13 protein-coding genes and 1 pseudogene are annotated in these 15,235 nt (G+C 60.4%); 7 read left to right on the top strand and 7 right to left on the bottom strand.

The window, feature by feature from the left end:
• Positions 1-10 precede the first annotated feature (10 nt).
• Positions 11-616 carry a recombination mediator RecR gene (gene recR / locus HY2_RS11490; protein ID WP_034827705.1) on the top strand — a complete coding sequence of 202 codons (606 nt, stop codon included), beginning with the start codon at positions 11-13 and terminating at the stop codon, positions 614-616.
• A 27-nt stretch (positions 617-643) separates the two neighbouring features.
• On the opposite strand, the gene HY2_RS11485 is transcribed toward recR, so the two are convergent.
• Together HY2_RS11485 and HY2_RS11480 are read right to left on the bottom strand one after the other, a co-directional pair.
• The gene (locus tag HY2_RS11485) at positions 644-1,801 is read right to left on the bottom strand and encodes a PQQ-dependent sugar dehydrogenase (RefSeq protein ID WP_034827702.1); all 1,158 of its coding nucleotides are present in this window, start codon (positions 1,799-1,801) and stop codon (positions 644-646) included.
• A 123-nt stretch (positions 1,802-1,924) separates the two neighbouring features.
• A complete protein-coding gene (locus HY2_RS11480; protein WP_034827700.1) occupies positions 1,925-4,840 on the bottom strand; it encodes a TonB-dependent receptor in 2,916 nt (971 codons plus the stop codon).
• Between the two features lie 211 nt (positions 4,841-5,051).
• Between HY2_RS11480 and queC the strand changes: the two genes are divergently transcribed.
• On the top strand, positions 5,052-5,759 hold the full coding sequence (gene queC, locus HY2_RS11475) for a 7-cyano-7-deazaguanine synthase QueC (protein WP_034827808.1): 708 nt from the start codon (positions 5,052-5,054) through the stop codon (positions 5,757-5,759).
• A 135-nt stretch (positions 5,760-5,894) separates the two neighbouring features.
• Entirely contained in the window at positions 5,895-6,314 is a 420-nt protein-coding gene (locus tag HY2_RS11470) for a 6-carboxytetrahydropterin synthase (RefSeq protein WP_051594942.1), read from the top strand.
• Positions 6,315-6,378: 64 nt separating this feature from the next.
• Here HY2_RS11470 and HY2_RS11465 read toward each other — a convergent pair whose 3' ends face one another.
• On the bottom strand, positions 6,379-6,867 hold the full coding sequence (locus HY2_RS11465) for a hypothetical protein (RefSeq protein WP_034827698.1): 489 nt from the start codon (positions 6,865-6,867) through the stop codon (positions 6,379-6,381).
• A 75-nt stretch (positions 6,868-6,942) separates the two neighbouring features.
• Positions 6,943-7,638: a pirin family protein gene (locus HY2_RS11460; protein ID WP_034827696.1), complete on the bottom strand. Its 696-nt coding sequence runs from the start codon at positions 7,636-7,638 to the stop codon at positions 6,943-6,945.
• A 136-nt stretch (positions 7,639-7,774) separates the two neighbouring features.
• Between HY2_RS11460 and HY2_RS11455 the strand changes: the two genes are divergently transcribed.
• A complete protein-coding gene (locus HY2_RS11455; RefSeq protein ID WP_034827694.1) occupies positions 7,775-8,677 on the top strand; it encodes a histone deacetylase family protein in 903 nt (300 codons plus the stop codon).
• Between the two features lie 129 nt (positions 8,678-8,806).
• Here HY2_RS11455 and HY2_RS17870 read toward each other — a convergent pair.
• Positions 8,807-9,073 (bottom strand): annotated as a pseudogene (locus tag HY2_RS17870) (endonuclease domain-containing protein); the annotation flags it as partial.
• Positions 9,074-9,177: 104 nt separating this feature from the next.
• Here HY2_RS17870 and recQ point away from each other — a divergent pair.
• Positions 9,178-11,013: a DNA helicase RecQ gene (gene recQ / locus HY2_RS11445; RefSeq protein ID WP_034827690.1), complete on the top strand. Its 1,836-nt coding sequence runs from the start codon at positions 9,178-9,180 to the stop codon at positions 11,011-11,013.
• On the opposite strand, the gene HY2_RS11440 is transcribed toward recQ, so the two are convergent.
• Together HY2_RS11440 and HY2_RS11435 are read right to left on the bottom strand one after the other, a co-directional pair.
• A complete protein-coding gene (locus tag HY2_RS11440; RefSeq protein WP_034827688.1) occupies positions 11,010-11,768 on the bottom strand; it encodes a hypothetical protein in 759 nt (252 codons plus the stop codon). The two genes, recQ and HY2_RS11440, sit on opposite strands and share 4 nt — an antisense overlap.
• 94 nt (positions 11,769-11,862) lie before the next feature.
• The gene (locus tag HY2_RS11435; RefSeq protein WP_034827687.1) at positions 11,863-12,603 is read right to left on the bottom strand and encodes a hypothetical protein; all 741 of its coding nucleotides are present in this window, start codon (positions 12,601-12,603) and stop codon (positions 11,863-11,865) included.
• Between the two features lie 185 nt (positions 12,604-12,788).
• Here HY2_RS11435 and HY2_RS11430 point away from each other — a divergent pair, with 185 nt between their 5' ends.
• Both HY2_RS11430 and HY2_RS11425 read left to right on the top strand, forming a co-directional pair.
• Positions 12,789-13,397 carry an ATP-dependent Clp protease proteolytic subunit gene (locus HY2_RS11430; protein ID WP_034827686.1) on the top strand — a complete coding sequence of 203 codons (609 nt, stop codon included), beginning with the start codon at positions 12,789-12,791 and terminating at the stop codon, positions 13,395-13,397.
• A gap of 163 nt (positions 13,398-13,560) precedes the next feature.
• Complete coding sequence (locus HY2_RS11425) at positions 13,561-15,195, top strand: ATP-binding protein (RefSeq protein ID WP_034827684.1); 1,635 nt, start codon at positions 13,561-13,563, stop codon at positions 15,193-15,195.
• Positions 15,196-15,235 lie beyond the last annotated feature (40 nt).

Below are 15,235 nucleotides of genomic sequence, written 5' to 3'. Positions count from 1 at the left end.
CATTGGGCATATGTCACAACGTTCTGCCGGCCCGGAAATTCTTCGTCTGATCGAGTTGATCTCTCGCCTGCCGGGGCTTGGCCCCCGGTCTGCGCGGCGCGTGGCGCTGTTTCTGCTGAAGCGCCGCGACACGCTGCTGAAGCCGCTGGCCGATGCGCTGGCAGAGGCGGGTGAGAAAATTGACCGCTGCCAGATCTGCGGAAACTTCGACACGATACAGCCCTGTGCGGTGTGTCAGGCCGACGGCCGCGATGACAGCCTGATCTGTGTTGTGGAAGACGTGCCGGATCTGTGGGCGCTGGAGCGGGGCGGGGCCTTTCGCGGGCGCTATCATGTTCTGGGCGGTGTCTTGTCAGCGATTGACGGCATCACGCCGGAAGATCTCAACATTGCGAGCCTGATCAGCCGGGTTGAGGCGGGCGACATTCGCGAAGTGATCCTGGCCCTGAATGCCACGGTCGATGGCCAGACCACAGCCCATTATGTGGCAGACTTGCTGGAAGGGAAAGGCGCCAGCGTGACGCGCCTGGCCCACGGCGTTCCGGTGGGCGGCGAACTGGACCATCTGGATGATGGAACACTCGCCGCCGCGCTCCGGTCCCGCCGGGGCGTCTGACCTGCGCGCAGCGCAGGCTGCGCCGGATTATTCCGTGTCGGCCTCGCCGTCGGCAGCGGCCTCAATGACATCCACGCGGTAGATGCCGTCAAAATTCTTTGTCGCAACATAGAGGTGACCATCTGGGCCCTGAATGACATCGCGGATCGGATATTCGCCATCGAACAGGGATTCCTTGCCGACCACCTGGCCGTCTTCCATGTCGATACGAGTCAGCTCCAGCCCGGCCGGGCCGTTCATGCCACCTGTGAAGAGATCGCCCTTCCAGCCGGGATAGACATCGCTGGTCAGCATGGTGAGGCCCGCCGGTGCAATCGACGGCACCCAATAGGTCAGGGGTTGTTCCATGCCCGCCATTTCGGTTTTCTCGGTGATCACCGTGCCATCATAGTTTACGCCATAGGTGATGACGGGCCAGCCATAATTGGCGCCGGGCTTGATGATATTAAGCTCATCGCCGCCCTTGGGACCATGCTCTGTTTCATAGAGTGTGCCGGTGTCTTTATCATAATAGAGGCCCTGGACATTGCGATGACCATAGGACCAAACGGCCGGATTGCCATCCTTGCCGTCTGCAAACGGATTATCCGGCGGGATGCTGCCATCTGTATTGATGCGGACGATGGAGCCATGTGTGATCTTTGGGTCCTGGGCATCCTTCATGTATTTGAAGCCCTCCCCGAGAGAGACGTACAGCGTGCCGTCATTGGCAAATTGCAGGCGCGAGCCATAATGATAGGCCGTGTCGCGCGGGTCGGCCCAGAAGATTTCCGTCACATCCTCAAGCACGGTGTTGTCATTGCTCAGGCGGCCCTTGATCACGGCGGCGGCATTGGCGGCGTCATCACCCTTGGAATAGGAAATGTAGACGAGGCGGTTGGTATCAAAGTCCGGGTCCAGAGTGATGCCCAGATAGCCAGCCTGGCCTTCAGTATAGGCATCCGGCAGGCCGCGGACCGGCGCGGGTGCGCCTTCACCGCCAGCGACATATCGCAGGCCGCGTTCCTTCTCTGTGAAAAGCAGGTCTCCATTTGGCAGGAATGCCATGCCCCATGGCCATTCCGTATCGGTGACGATGGGAGTGAGTTTCACGTCGAAATCGCTTGTTGCGGCCGGGCTCTGGTCGGCTGACCCGCCGCAGGCCGCGAGCAAGGCGGTGAGGGAAATCAGGTTGGCGATGCGCATGGGGCAGGTCTCCTGTAAAGATGGCTTGTTTGTCGGGAACAATAGGGCAGCGGGCGTCTAAGGCCAAATAAAATGGGGGCGGCCCGCAAAGGCCGCCCCCATGAGTGTGGTCAGATCCCGGGTCTACCAGGTCTTGCTGACGCGGATCCCGTAGGTTCTGGGCTCATTATAGTAGGCGTTCGTGAAGAGACCTGAGGAATCGTCCGTCAGGTACGCACCGGTGATGTTGTCCTGGTCCATGACATTCTTGCCGAAAAGCTCGACCTGAATTTGAGATGGATCATTGTAGAATTGCAGGGACAAGTTCAGGTTTTCCCAGCTGTCCAGCTTGTCACGTGCGGTGTTCCACATGCGGCTGTAGCTGTCTGCCTGATAGTAATAGTCCGCACGAATACGAACATCCCAGTTGGAATTGGATACGGTTTCCCAAGTGTATTCCGCCCCCAGGCTGAGGGTCATGTCTGGTGTGCCCGGCAGCTTGTTGCCGTCCAGATCCTTGGCGAAGCCCTGGCCCGGTGTGAAAGAGCCTTCCGGCAGGCCGAAGGTGGATTCCTGACCTGCGAAAGCGCCGGTGCAGAGTCCGAGCGTTGAGCCCTCAGCGAGAAGGCCGCCCTGGATCGCCCCCAGAACCGTTGCATAGGCTTGCGAGGAAATCACACAGTTTGAAGCATCGAATGGATTCTTCAAAGCAATATAGTTTGGGTCACCTGCCGTACGGTCTAAAACATCGATAGCTTCGGTGTCTTTTACCTTGGCATCCAGCAGACCGAGATTGGCGTTCACCACAAAGGTTGATGCCGGATTCCAGATCGTTTCGAGTTCCAGACCCTTGATTTCTGCATCCACGTTGATGTTGGCAGAGGTGCGGTTGACGATCTGGGAGACCTGATAACCTTCATAGTCATAGTAGAATGCCGTGGCATTCAGTTGCAGTGCGCCGTTCGCCAATGTGTTCTTGGTACCGACTTCGAACGCATTGATGAATTCCGGCTCAAAGGTTTCGGGCACTATGCTGGGCGTGCCTTGCGGTTGCGGCGGGTTGATGCCACCGCCCTTATAGCCCTTGGAATAGAAGGCGTAGATCAACGTGTCTTCGCTGAAGCTGAGATCTGGTGACCAGTCGAAGCCGATCCGGCCGGTAACTTCCTCAAACTTTTTATTCACGATACCGTTTGCTGACGTGGCTGACGGAACCGGAACCAGCGGATCCGGGCGTACGGAGACCGGTGTGAACAGATAAGTCGGGATGTTTTGAACCGTTTTGTCATCGCTGGTGTAGCGCAGGCCGACAGTGAGCTGCAAATCATCTGTGAGATCATAATATCCCTCACCGAAGACCGCGAAGGAATCCAGCTTGTAGGGTGTAACAGAGCGGAAATAGTTTCGGCCCAGATTATTGATGTTGCCCCGTAGCGAGCCTTCGCCGTCGCCACTGGTGTCAACAGGTGTGAGCCCGCCGAACGGGGCCTGGGCAGCTGCCGCTGCAGCGGCTTGGTCTGCCGTGCCGCCTCCGCCGATCACGGCATCATAGGTTGCCTGATAGACAGCATTGTTGAACTGCGTGATGGCCGTCAGTGTGTTGGACATCACGTAATAGCTTTCGCCGATGTCATCAGCTCCGCCTGTCTCATAGTTGACCGAGATGGCACCAAGGTTGAAATTGAAGCGGCCCGAAAAATCAGACTGCAGACGAATTTCGTGAGTGGTTTGCTCCGACTGTCCACCTGACAGGTCATAAGTGGTCAACTGGTTGAAGGTGCCCAGCTGCGGGTCGCTGACGAACCCACCCGGGAAGAGGGCATTGTAAAGGTCTGCCTGCGTGCTGAGCCCTGGCGGGATGGCTGACAGATCATTGAAGGGAATGTCCGGAACACTCTTGTTATAGTCTTCCTCGGAATACCGTTCGGATTCATTGTAGCTGCCCAGATATGTCAGAAGCAGCGAGTCTGTCAGGTCAAACTCGGCCTTCCAGGAGAAGAAATCCGTCTCGGCCTGATAGCGTGGGTCGATGACGGATTCGATGGTGCGTTCATCGCTGAGGGCCGGTCGAAGGTAGACGTCACCGTCTGAGAGACCTGCCACGACACCCCAGGAGCCAGCCAGCGTACCTGTGGAGTTCACACGGTCTTTAGACTCTGAAAGCGGCGCATCCTCACAGCCAAGAGAGGTGATGTTCTGGTCGTCTGGCTCAATGGCAATGCCGGCAAAGGTAGTGAGGTTGGCATCCTTCTTACAGAATTGCTTGCCGGAACGAAGGCGGTTGTCGTCTTCCTCGAAATGCTCATAGCTCACCCAGCCTCTCAACCGGTCTGTCGGCTCCCAGGCAAGGGTCGCCCGTACACTGAAAAGGTCCCGGTCATCGATTTCGTTTCCGGTCGTGATGTTGTCGACATACCCGCCACGCTGCAAAAGAGAGCCGGCCAGACGGAAGGCAAGGCTTTCGCCGATCGGCACGTTGACCATACCTTTGGCCTTGAAGGTGTCATAGTTTCCGTATGTCAGATCAATATTGGCCTGGTATTCTCCCAGTACAGGCTTTGCCGTGATCAGGTTGAACACACCACCTGTAGCGTTCCGGCCGTAGAGTGTGCCCTGTGGGCCACGCAGCACCTCGATACGCTCAATATCGTAGAACTCCGCTTCAAAAAGGTTGTTTGAGGTAAGCGGAATATCATTCTGGTGCACACCCACACCATTATCGGCAGACGTTGACACGGCATCAACGCCAATACCCCGGATACGGAAGTTGTACCCTGTGAAATTGCCCTTGGTGAAGTTGACGTTTGGTATGGATTTGACGAGATCCGGCCCGCCGGCGAGCTGCATCTTTGCCAAAGCGTCTTCATCGAAAGCCGAGACTGCGATCGGAACATCCTGGATGGATTCTTCCGTTTTTTGCGTCGTGACCGTCACGGTGGACAGGGTGCGTTGCGTTTCACCGGTGTCCTCTTGTGCAACCGCTGCGGGAGCGGCCAGACCGATCACCATGGCGGACGCACCTGCCAGCCAGACGCACTTCGAGTGTCGTTTAAATCGCATTTTTTTCCTCCCCTCGGGCCGCTTGATTGCTGGCCTCGAGCAATTTGTACCGAGCGAGCCTCTTGGCGGGCCTGCTTCGCTTTGTATCAGACTGCATGGATGACGGGTCTGTCAACATTGCCGAAGCGTAAGACATAGGGAAAAAATAGGGGGTGTTAAAAATGTTACGCCCAGCTTGGCCGTGACTGTCCGGCCTGATACAGGCGAAGACATGACTGATCCTTCTTCTTCTGCATTGGTTTTGTTCTCCGGCGGACAGGATTCGACGACCTGCCTGGCCTCGGCGCTTTCCCGCTTTGAGCGAGTGGAGACCGTGGGCTTCGACTATGGTCAGCGCCACAGGATCGAGCTGACATGCCGGGAGACCGTCCGGCAGGGGATCGCCGCGATGAATCCCCTGTGGGGCGAGCGTCTGGGTGAGGATCACATGCTGGATGCCACTGTGCTGAAAAGCCTGGGCGAGACGGCCATGACGCATGAGGTCAGCATCGAGATGACCGAGGCCGGCTTGCCGTCAACCTTTGTTCCGGGCCGCAATCTGCTGTTCCTGACGCTCGCTGGCGCGCTGGCCAGCCGCCGGGGCCTCGGCGTTCTGGTCGGCGGCATGTGCGAGACGGACTATTCCGGGTATCCCGACTGCCGGGCTGACACGATGGCCGCGCAGGCCGAAACGCTGCGTCTCGGCCTCGATGTTCCCATACGGATAGACACCCCACTGATGTATATCGACAAGGCTGAAACCTGGGCGCTGGCGCAGCAACTGGGTGGGGATGCGCTGGTGCAGCTGATCGTGAAGGATACCCATACCTGTTATCTGGGCGAGCGCGGAGAGCTGCATGAGTGGGGGCATGGCTGCGGCACTTGTCCGGCCTGCGAGCTGCGCGCTAAGGGCTGGGAGAAATGGGCTGCCAGCCGCTGACGGCACGCCGGGCCTCTCGCAGCCGAAACAGCCTTAAAAACTGGACTTTTTGCCCGTTTTCCATCATTTGGGGGCAAAATTCGTGCGGGCCACCTGTTCAGGCCCGCCAGATACCGGACATTGAACCACACCGCCATGACCACGAAGCTTGAAACATCCAGCGCCGCGCACACGACGCTTTCCCCGGAAGGCCGCGTTTTCGAGATCACCAAATCGGTGAATTTCGAGGCAGCGCATTTCATGGGTGGCAAGCCGGAAGGCCATCCTTACCGCAACATGCACGGCCATTCCTTCCAGCTGGAAGCGACCGTTGCGGGTGTTGTGAAGCCGGGCGAGCAGTGGGTGGAGGATTTTTCCCATCTGACGGCGTGCCTGCAGGCCACGGCGGCCAAGCTGGACCATACCCTGCTGAACGAGATTCCGGGCCTCGACGTGCCGACGCTGGAGCGTATTTGCCTCTGGGCGGCGGCAGATCTGACGGACGGCCTGCCGGGGCTGAAGCGCGTGGCGCTGGCACGGCCCAGCCTGAATGAGCGCTGCGAACTGGTACTCTGATCCTGAAAGGCCCCCCGAATGCGTAGCATCCGGGGGCTCTTGGAAGGCTCAGACAAAGGGGGGTTTAGCTGCCGCCTTTGTCTGCGGTGAGTTCTTTCACGAATTTCCGTGAGAATTTGTCAGACGCCCGCTGAGCATCGTGCCAAGTGCTGATGCCGGCAAGACGAATATCTGTCTCATACCATTTATAGGTCAGATCGCCGGTCGGGTTTCCATCCGCATCATAGGCCACGGCGGAAAGCTTCATGCCGCCGATGCTTTTGGACGCGCTGTAATCAAGTCCAGGCGTATCGCCGAGCTGTTTGAAGGTCGGTTTGTTGGGCTGGGCGTCCAGAATGGTGACGTCGATGCGCGGGATATCCAGTTTCGCCTTGGACAGCTGGCGCGTCAGGTCTTCCTGGATTTCATGCGTCAGGTATTCGCCTTCGCGCGCGCCATATTCATCCTGCAGTTTCTCGGCGAATTCCGGGTCATAGCTGACATTGATTTCCCCGGCGAGCGCTACAGGGGCGGCCAGCAGGGCAAGGGCGGCAAGGGGGGCTAGCTTTTTCATCGGAGTATCTCCTGTTCTGCTTGCAGCATATCACGCTGCCCCCGCTCACCCAAAGTCACAGCCGCGTGAGGGGGCTTAAATCGTGTCCACGAACACGATTTCCGCGTCCTCGATGCCTTCCAGCGTCAGGCTTTCCGCGCCGGTAATGGCCGCGCCGTCGCGGGCCGTCATCGCCTGACCATTCAGACGGACAGAGCCTTCCGCCAGCACGAGGTAGCCATGGCGGCCAGCTTTGACCTCATAGGTCAGGCTTTCGCCGGCTTTCAGCGTTGCGCCCAGCACATTGGCGTCCTGATTGATCACCAGGCTGTCCTGATCGCCTGTGCCGGAGGCCAGCACCGCCCATTTGCCGGACCGGTCGCCTTTCGGGAATTTTCGCGCGCCCCAGCCGGGCTGGCCGCCTTGCGTGCGGGGCAGGATCCAGATCTGGAACAGCGTCGTTTCTTCATCCTCGGCATTCCATTCCGAATGCTGGATGCCGCTGCCGGCGCTCATCACCTGAACATCGCCCGCTTCCGTGCGGCCGGTATTGCCCATGGAATCCTTGTGCGTGATCGCGCCTTTGCGGACATAGGTGATGATCTCCATCGACTGGTGGCCATGGGGCGGAAAGCCCGTATGCGGCTGGATCGTGTCATCATTCCATACGCGCAGGGCGCCTTCGCCCATGCGGCTGGGATCGTGATAGCCAGAGAAGGAAAAATGGTAATTGGCGTTCAGCCAGTCATTTCGGAACCGGCCAAGCTTGTTGAAGGGTCTGAAATCGATCATGTCGATCTCCTTTCGCGTCTGTTGAAGCGAATATGCGCAGGCTTTGGCAAGGGCAGTAGGCGGGCTGGCCTGAATTCACTTATGCCTGCTTTGCATAAGTGGAAATGGGCGAAAAACCCTTTAGGTTCCCGGCTTGATGCGCCTGCCGATTGTCCACCACCCTGATTATGACGCCAAGACCGTGGCCGATGACCATCGCTTCCCGATGCGCAAATATGCGCTCGTGGCAGAGCTGCTGCGCGAAGACGGCCATGACTTCATCCTGCCCGGCTATGCCAGCGCGGATGAGTTGCAGCTCGCCCATGACGAAGCCTATGTCACCGCCATCCTGACGCAGACGCTGGACGCCAAAGCTGCCCGCAAGGTCGGCTTCGAGATCACGCCCGCGATTGCGCGGCGCTCGTCAGCCTCTGTCGCAGGCACCATCCTCGCCGCGCGCTACGCGCTGGAGCAGGGGGCCGCGGTAAACCTGGCAGGCGGCAGCCACCATGCCGGGCCGGAGGGTGGGGCAGGCTTCTGCGTGTTCAATGATGTCGGCGTAGCGGGAAAGCTGTTGCTGGATGACCACACGGTGCAGCGCGTCGCGGTCATTGATTGCGATGTCCATCAGGGCGATGGCACGGCATTGATCTTCCGCTATGATCCGCGCGTCTTTACCGCCTCGCTCCATTGCGAGCAGAACTGGCCGCGTGACAAGCCGCCGTCTGATCTCGACATCGGCGTACCCAAGGGCACGGGCGATGCGGCCTATTTGTCTGCGCTGAAAGAGTTGGTCGAGGCTGCGCTGGGCACTTCGCCGGATATTGTCTTCTACAATGCCGGCGTCGATCCGCATGAGGAGGACCGGCTGGGGCTCTTGTCTCTCAGTGATGACGGCTTGAAGGCCCGCGATGCCTATGTCGCCCGCGCCTGCCGATCAGCCGGGGTTCCCGTCTGCGGCGTCCTCGGCGGTGGCTATGCCCGCGACGCCCTCGCCGTCGCCCGCCGCCATACGTTCCTGGTGGAGGCGTTCGGCGAAGCCCTCACCTCCCATCGCTGACGCGATGGGCCCCTCCTCTCCCGGTGGGAGGGGGGGGCAGTCCGGTCGGGCCGCCAGAAATTGTCCTGCATCGTGAATCTGGCGGAGCACACCATCCAGACTGTCCAGCACCTCCACATTCCAGAACCGGACCACGGTCCATCCTTGTGCTTCAAGAAAAGCCGTGCGCTGCGTGTCCCTGGATATGTCCGCTTCCGTACCGTGGCTATCGCCATCCAGTTCCACGACAAGCATCAGGTCAAGGCAGGCAAAGTCTGCATAATATGGGCCTATGGGATGCTGGCGGCGAAACTTCCAACCATTGAGCTGGCGATTGCGAAGGCGCGCCCAGACCAGCCGTTCTGCAAACGTCTGGTCACGCCTTAACTGTCTGGCCCGTTTCGTTGTCCCGCCCATCCCACAATAGCGACGGATCGGAGTTGCAGGACGTGGGAGGTGAGGGGCATCACGGCACACACAGCCTCTTGCCCCGACTCACTTCGCCCGCCACAACTGGCGCCATGTCTGCCAGCCCCACACTTGATGACGCCCGTGCGCTGCTGAAGCGTATCTATGGCTATGATGCGTTCCGGGGCCTGCAGGAGCATGTGATCGAGGATGTGCTGGCAGGCCGCGATGCGCTGGCCGTTCTGCCGACTGGCGGCGGCAAGTCTCTCTGCTACCAGATCCCGGCCATTCTGCGGGGCGGCGTCGGCATTGTTGTCTCGCCGCTGATCGCGCTGATGGCCGATCAGGTGGACGCGCTGAAACAGGTCGGCGTGCGGGCCGAGCGACTCGATTCCTCGATGGATTTCAATGCCCGCACCGAGGCGCTGGAGGCGGCCGCGCGCGGCGAAATGGACATGCTCTATGTCTCGCCCGAAGGCATCGGCAATGGCCTCGCCCAGCGCCTGTCGCAGATGCAGGTCTCGCTGATCGCGGTGGACGAGGCACACTGCGTCAGCCAGTGGGGACATGATTTCCGTCCGGACTATCGCGCCCTTGGCCGCCTGAAGGGCCTGTTCCCCGGCGTGCCGCGCCTTGCGGTCACCGCGACGGCAGACGCGCGGACCCGCGAAGACATTCTCGCCCAGCTGGACCTGACCAGACCGGCCCAGCATGTCGCGAGCTTTGATCGTCCCAATCTCGCCCTCGCCGCCGAACCGAAGGAAGGCAACCGCACGCAGCGCGTCGTCTCTCTCGTCAAGGCGCGCAAGGGCCTCTCCGGCGTTGTCTATGCCGCAACCCGCAACGCAACCGAAGACCTGGCCGAGGCGCTGGAGCGATCCGGCATGCCTGCACTGGCCTATCATGCCGGGCTCGACGCCGACGTGCGGGCCGAGCGTCAGCGCCGCTTCCTGCTGGAGGATGGCCTCGTCATGTGCGCCACGGTCGCCTTCGGCATGGGGGTCGACAAGCCGGATGTGCGCTTTGTGATCCATGCAGATCCACCCAAGACGCTTGAGGCCTATTGGCAGGAAGTCGGCCGGGCCGGGCGTGACGGGGAGCCTGCCGAGGGCATCGCCCTGTATGGCCCTGCCGACATGCGCCGCTCGCTGAGCTGGACCTATGAGAGCGATGCGCCGGACACGATCAAACGTGTACAGATCACCAAGACACGCCAGCTGTTTGCCTTCTTTGACGGTGATGAATGCCGACGTGCCTCTGTGCGGCGCTATTTCGGGGAAGAGAATGTCCAGCCCTGCGGAGCGTGCGACATCTGCCGCGGCGAAAGCGGCGAGCCCTATGATGCGACGCGCTGGGCGCAGATGGCGGTCTCTGCCGTCTTGCGGTGCGGCCAGAAGATCGGACGCGGACGATTGGTCAATCATTTGCTGGGTCAGGCGCGCGATGATTTCGATCAGGAAATGGCGGCGCTCTCCACCTTTGGCATCGGCAAGGAATTGCCCAAGCAAGGCTGGACGCGCGTCTTTGATGCGCTGCTCTATGATGGCCTTCTGGCTGAAGGGGGAGAGGTGAACCGTCCGGCGGTGGTCGTGCCGGATGCGGATGCCGCGCGTGCCTTTTTCCGGGGGGAGAAAACCATCATGCTGCGCGCAGACCCGGCAGCCACCCGTCGGCGCAGCAAGGGCCGCAGCGCTGCGGCGACACAGGCGCTGGCGGACCTTTCAGTCCGCGATCAGGCGCTGTTCGATTCCCTGCGGGCCTGGCGCACGGAGATCGCCAAGACGCGCGGCGTGCCGCCCTATGTTATTTTCCATGACCGCACGCTGGCAGAGATCGCCCGCGAGCGCCCGACAGACGCAGACGAGCTGCGCCTGATCAGCGGGGTGGGTGAGAAAAAGGCCCAGCGCTATGCCGAAGACGTTTCCCGGATTATCGCCCAGGCCGCCTAGCGAATCGCCGGGGCCATCTGTATGCCGCCCAGCCGTTTGATGATCGCATACAGGAAATAGCCCGCGCCGATATATTCCATGCTTTCCTGCAGCGTCCATAGAAGGTCGTGCGCCAGTGTCTGGTTGACCTTGGTATAGAGTTCGGGGTTCAGTTCTTCCCCGAGGGAGCGGTAATGCGCGCCCTCGATGATCTCAATGCCCAGCGCGCCGCCCACGAAGATCGTCCCGGCAATGATGAACCGGATCTGGCTCGCGCGGTCCAGCCGGAAGAACCAGGGCGCCAGCACCAAGCCCAGCACGATCAGCGCAAAGCCATAGGGCAATACCCAGCCGAAGGGTTGCAGAATCTCCGCATTGAACATGTCATTGATCGGCTGGGAAGTCAGTTCATGGATCTGCACGCTCTCGTCAAAGGCCATGAACGCAAAGACCAGCGCCATCACAAGCCAGCCTGCCCGGTCACGGCTTTTGGCTGGCAGGGTGGAGGCCGTATAGGCCAACGCTGCCGCACACGTCATCAGCAGGAAGACGGCAATCAGCGTCGGGACATTATGTTCCTCATTCAGGTGGAACATGTTGGCCATGCCGCCCAGATAAGGCTTGCCGAAGACATGCTTCATCACCAGGACGCCAATATGCGGCAGCAGGGCCAAAAGGCCGATTCCTGTCAGCGTCCAGGCAACCCCTTTAGGTGTAATTACAGCACTGTGCGCGCCCTCATCCTGCCCCCCCAAGGGCATCGCATTATCGGTCATGTTACATATCCCACTCCAAACTCATCAAAAAATTACATATTTTCGTAGTTTCTCAAGAGTTAACCGCTCATTTGCGTGAGATTTTGTCTGCGCGCTATGCAGCCTGAAGGCGAATTGCGCCGAGGCGTTTGACCAGAACATAGAGGAAATAGGCTGCCCCGCCATATTCGAGACATTCCTGCAGGGAGGTCATCAAAGTGAAGCCGAGGGAGCTGTTCAGCCGCTCCCAGCCTTCAGCCGACAGCGTCGGGTCGGTCATTTGGTAGAGGGCGCTTTCCATCACTTCCATGCCCAGCGCGCCGCCAACATAGATTGTGCCGGCGATGGCAAAGCGGATCTGTGTTCCCCGGTCGAGCTTCAGGAACCAGGGCAGGAGGACAATGCCGAGCGCCACAACGGCAAGCCCATAGAGCAGGATCCACGGAAAGGCCGGCATCCACGAGGTCTGCACCACAATCCCGGTGATGACGCTGAGGGTTTCGTGAATCTGGGCGTTTTCATCAAATGCGAGGAACAGAAAGGCGGCGCTGAGCACCCACCAGCCCCGCGCCATGCGTGTTCCCGCGGCGCTGCAGGCCGTCAGCGCCAACGCGACACTGCAGGACAGTAGAACCAGCGCCGAGACCAGGGTCGGCACATTCGCCTCCTCATCCAGGCTGAACATGGGGGCCAGCCCCATCACATAATCATAGCCAAGCCTGTATTTCAGGAACAGCACAGCGGCATGGGCCATCAGCAGAAACAGGCCGATCCCGACCAGTGCCCAAGCCAGCTGCTTTGGCGACAAGGAAAGCGCAGGCGATCTGCCTGCCTGTGGATCAAGATGATCTGTCATGATGTGTCCCCTCACAAGCCTCCATCAAGCTACATAATTCAGGGGGAAACAAGACTCTTTCATTTCGCCCTGCGCGTGAGGCAATAAAGCGGGGACAGCCAGCCTCCTTTGGCATGACCGGTCTTGACCCGGCGCGCGTGGCACCGCACCTATGAGAGGGACAGAATCCCGTGACCGGAGAGACCATGACCTTTGATGCCCGAGAGCCCCGTCTCGACGACGAGAATGAGGACAAGAAAACCACAGAGCCGAACGCGTTTCTCGAAGAAGCGCTGTTCAAGGCCCGTACCATCCTGCTGACCGGCGGGATTGATTTCATGCAGGCCCGCCGCGTGTCAGAACGCCTTCTGGCACTTTCGTCCGAAAGCAAGGAGCCGATCCTCCTGGTGCTCTCCTCGCCGGGCGGCCATGTCGAAAGCGGCGACATGATCCACGACATGATCAAGTTCGTCGAAGCCCCGGTGAAGATCCTCGGCACGGGCTGGGTCGCTTCCGCTGGTGCGCTGATCTATGCTGCCGCGCAAAAGGAAAACCGCTACGCCCTGCCGAATACGCGCTTTCTGCTTCATGAACCGCGCGGCGGCGTTGGCGGCCAGGCGACCGATGTTGAAATTCAGGCCCGCGAGATCATCAAGATGCGCGAACGTCTCAACAACATCTTCGCTGAAGCCACCGGCAAAACGCTGGCCCAGATCAAGGAAGACACAGACCGTGACTTCTGGATGAGCGCGAAGGAAGCCGTCGAATATGGCCTTGTCGGCAAGATCGTGAACCATCGCAGCGATGTGAAATAGCGCGGTCTGCGCACCCCAGACGTTTCAAGTCATTTTGAAATCATGAACGCCCGGCCTGTTACAGGTTCGGGCGTTCATTTTTGGTTAGGGATGTGTTTGCGGCGCGTAAAGGTTTATGGCGCAAGGTGGTGTCCTTAACCATTCAAGGGGCTGCCTCGCTGTAATGCCGGTACGTGTAGAAGATATCGCGGTCGCTGTGCGGCCTGTTCCGCCAGCTGCCACAGTGTCCGCCGTACTGGGCCAGTTTCTCTCCGATCCGTCCCTGTTTGCCCTACCGGTCGTGCGCAGTGGCGCCGCGCTGGGCATGGTGACCCGCCAGGCGATTACAGAGGCCATGTCACGTCCGGATCTGCGCCAGCAGATCGCGGCGCTGCCGGTGACCGAGTACATGTTGCCCGCCCCCGTCATGGCGGAAGAGGGCACCCCGATCGGTCTTGTGGCAAAGCTCGCTGCCGATGGCTCGACCAGCGCGCTGACCGCCGGACTCATCGTGCTTTCAGGCGGGCGGTATCTTGGCCTGATCAGCCCCCAGGCGCTGCTGTCCACCGTCGCGCAGGAAAACGCCATGCGCGCCCGGGCCATGCAATCCGCCCAGAAAAAGCTGATCAAGGCCCGCCGCGAATCCGAAGATGTCGCGCTTGAGAAATCCCGCTTTCTGGCTTTTGTCGGCCATGAAATCCGCACGCCATTGACCGGCATTCTGGGCGTGGCAGACCTGTTGCAGGACCAGGCCAGCGGAGAAGCCAAGCGCCTGGCGCGCACCATTTCCGAAAGCGGCAGCCATCTGGACCGCCTGCTGAATGACCTCTTGGACCTTTCCCGCCTTGAGGCCGGAAAACTGTCAATCAGCCAGGCACCGTTTGACCTGCGCGACTTTGCCAATGATGCGCGTGATCTGTGGCAGTCGCGCATGGCGGGCAAGCGGCTGGATCTGCGTATCAAGGTGGCGAGCGATGCAGCGCCACGTCTTGAATCCGACGCCATGCGCATTCGCCAGATATTGTTCAATCTGATGAGCAATGCGCTGAAATTCACAGAGCGCGGCTATATCGGCGTGGAGCTGTCCACCTTTGAGGCCGCCGGCAGTCTCAAGCTGCGCATGACGGTGGAAGACACCGGCTGCGGCATCAGCGACGCCGACAAGGCCCGCCTCTTCGAGGCCTTTGAACAGGCCGCGCCGTCGACCGCGAAGACGCATGGCGGCTCAGGTCTCGGCCTCTCCATCGCCAAGGGCCTGGCCCGCCGCCTTGGCGGAGAGATCACGCTGGCGGACAATCCGCAGGGCGGTTCCATCTTCACGGTCACGCTGCCGGTTCAGAAGGCCGGGCCGCGCCTGGCCGTGTCCAGCCTTCCCGCAAAGCCCCGCATGCGCGCCTTCGATCTGGGCCGCATCCTGCTGGCAGAGGATCACGCCGTCAGCGCGCTGGTCATCACACGGGCCCTGTCTGCGGCGGGCTGGGAAGTCGATGCGGTAAAGACCGGCGAGGATGCCATCGACCGCGCTCTGGTCACGTCCTATCAGGCCATTCTGACAGACATTCACCTGCCCGGTACGGAAGGGGAGGAGGTGCTGAAAACCCTGCGCGCCTCAGCCGGGCCGAACGCCACTGCGCCGATCATCGCCGTAACGGCCGATGTCAGCCCTGAGCGGCGGGTCGCCTGCCAGCGCGCGGGCTTTACCACGATGATCGAAAAGCCGATCCGTCCGCGGGCGCTCGTCGCCACGCTGGCCGACATCCTGATCGCCGACAAGGAAGCCGAGGCCGAAGCCGGGCTGGACGTTCGCCAGCTCGCCTGAGCCCTGCTGGCGCGCCGCCCTGACAGCTGCGCGCTTACAC

Source organism: Hyphomonas pacifica, assembly GCF_000682675.1.
Classification (GTDB): domain Bacteria; phylum Pseudomonadota; class Alphaproteobacteria; order Caulobacterales; family Hyphomonadaceae; genus Hyphomonas; species Hyphomonas pacifica.
Note: the sequence above shows the minus strand (reverse complement) of the source record. Positions and strands in the feature narration are given on the sequence as shown.

Bases quoted from the DNA above. Each gene is read 5' to 3' on its own strand.
- HY2_RS11440 (WP_034827688.1), bottom strand. From the start codon at position 11,768: ATGACCGATAATGCGATGCCCTTGGGGGGGCAGGATGAGGGCGCGCAC.
- HY2_RS11485 (WP_034827702.1), bottom strand. From the start codon at position 1,801: ATGCGCATCGCCAACCTGATTTCCCTCACCGCCTTGCTCGCGGCCTGC.
- HY2_RS11455 (WP_034827694.1), top strand. From the start codon at position 7,775: ATGCGCCTGCCGATTGTCCACCACCCTGATTATGACGCCAAGACCGTG.
- HY2_RS11460 (WP_034827696.1), bottom strand. From the start codon at position 7,638: ATGATCGATTTCAGACCCTTCAACAAGCTTGGCCGGTTCCGAAATGAC.
- HY2_RS11430 (WP_034827686.1), top strand. From the start codon at position 12,789: ATGACCTTTGATGCCCGAGAGCCCCGTCTCGACGACGAGAATGAGGAC.
- queC (WP_034827808.1), top strand. From the start codon at position 5,052: ATGACTGATCCTTCTTCTTCTGCATTGGTTTTGTTCTCCGGCGGACAG.
- HY2_RS11480 (WP_034827700.1), bottom strand. From the start codon at position 4,840: ATGCGATTTAAACGACACTCGAAGTGCGTCTGGCTGGCAGGTGCGTCC.
- recR (WP_034827705.1), top strand. From the start codon at position 11: ATGTCACAACGTTCTGCCGGCCCGGAAATTCTTCGTCTGATCGAGTTG.
- HY2_RS11435 (WP_034827687.1), bottom strand. From the start codon at position 12,603: ATGACAGATCATCTTGATCCACAGGCAGGCAGATCGCCTGCGCTTTCC.
- HY2_RS11470 (WP_051594942.1), top strand. From the start codon at position 5,895: ATGACCACGAAGCTTGAAACATCCAGCGCCGCGCACACGACGCTTTCC.
- HY2_RS11465 (WP_034827698.1), bottom strand. From the start codon at position 6,867: ATGAAAAAGCTAGCCCCCCTTGCCGCCCTTGCCCTGCTGGCCGCCCCT.
- HY2_RS11425 (WP_034827684.1), top strand. From the start codon at position 13,561: ATGCCGGTACGTGTAGAAGATATCGCGGTCGCTGTGCGGCCTGTTCCG.
- recQ (WP_034827690.1), top strand. From the start codon at position 9,178: ATGTCTGCCAGCCCCACACTTGATGACGCCCGTGCGCTGCTGAAGCGT.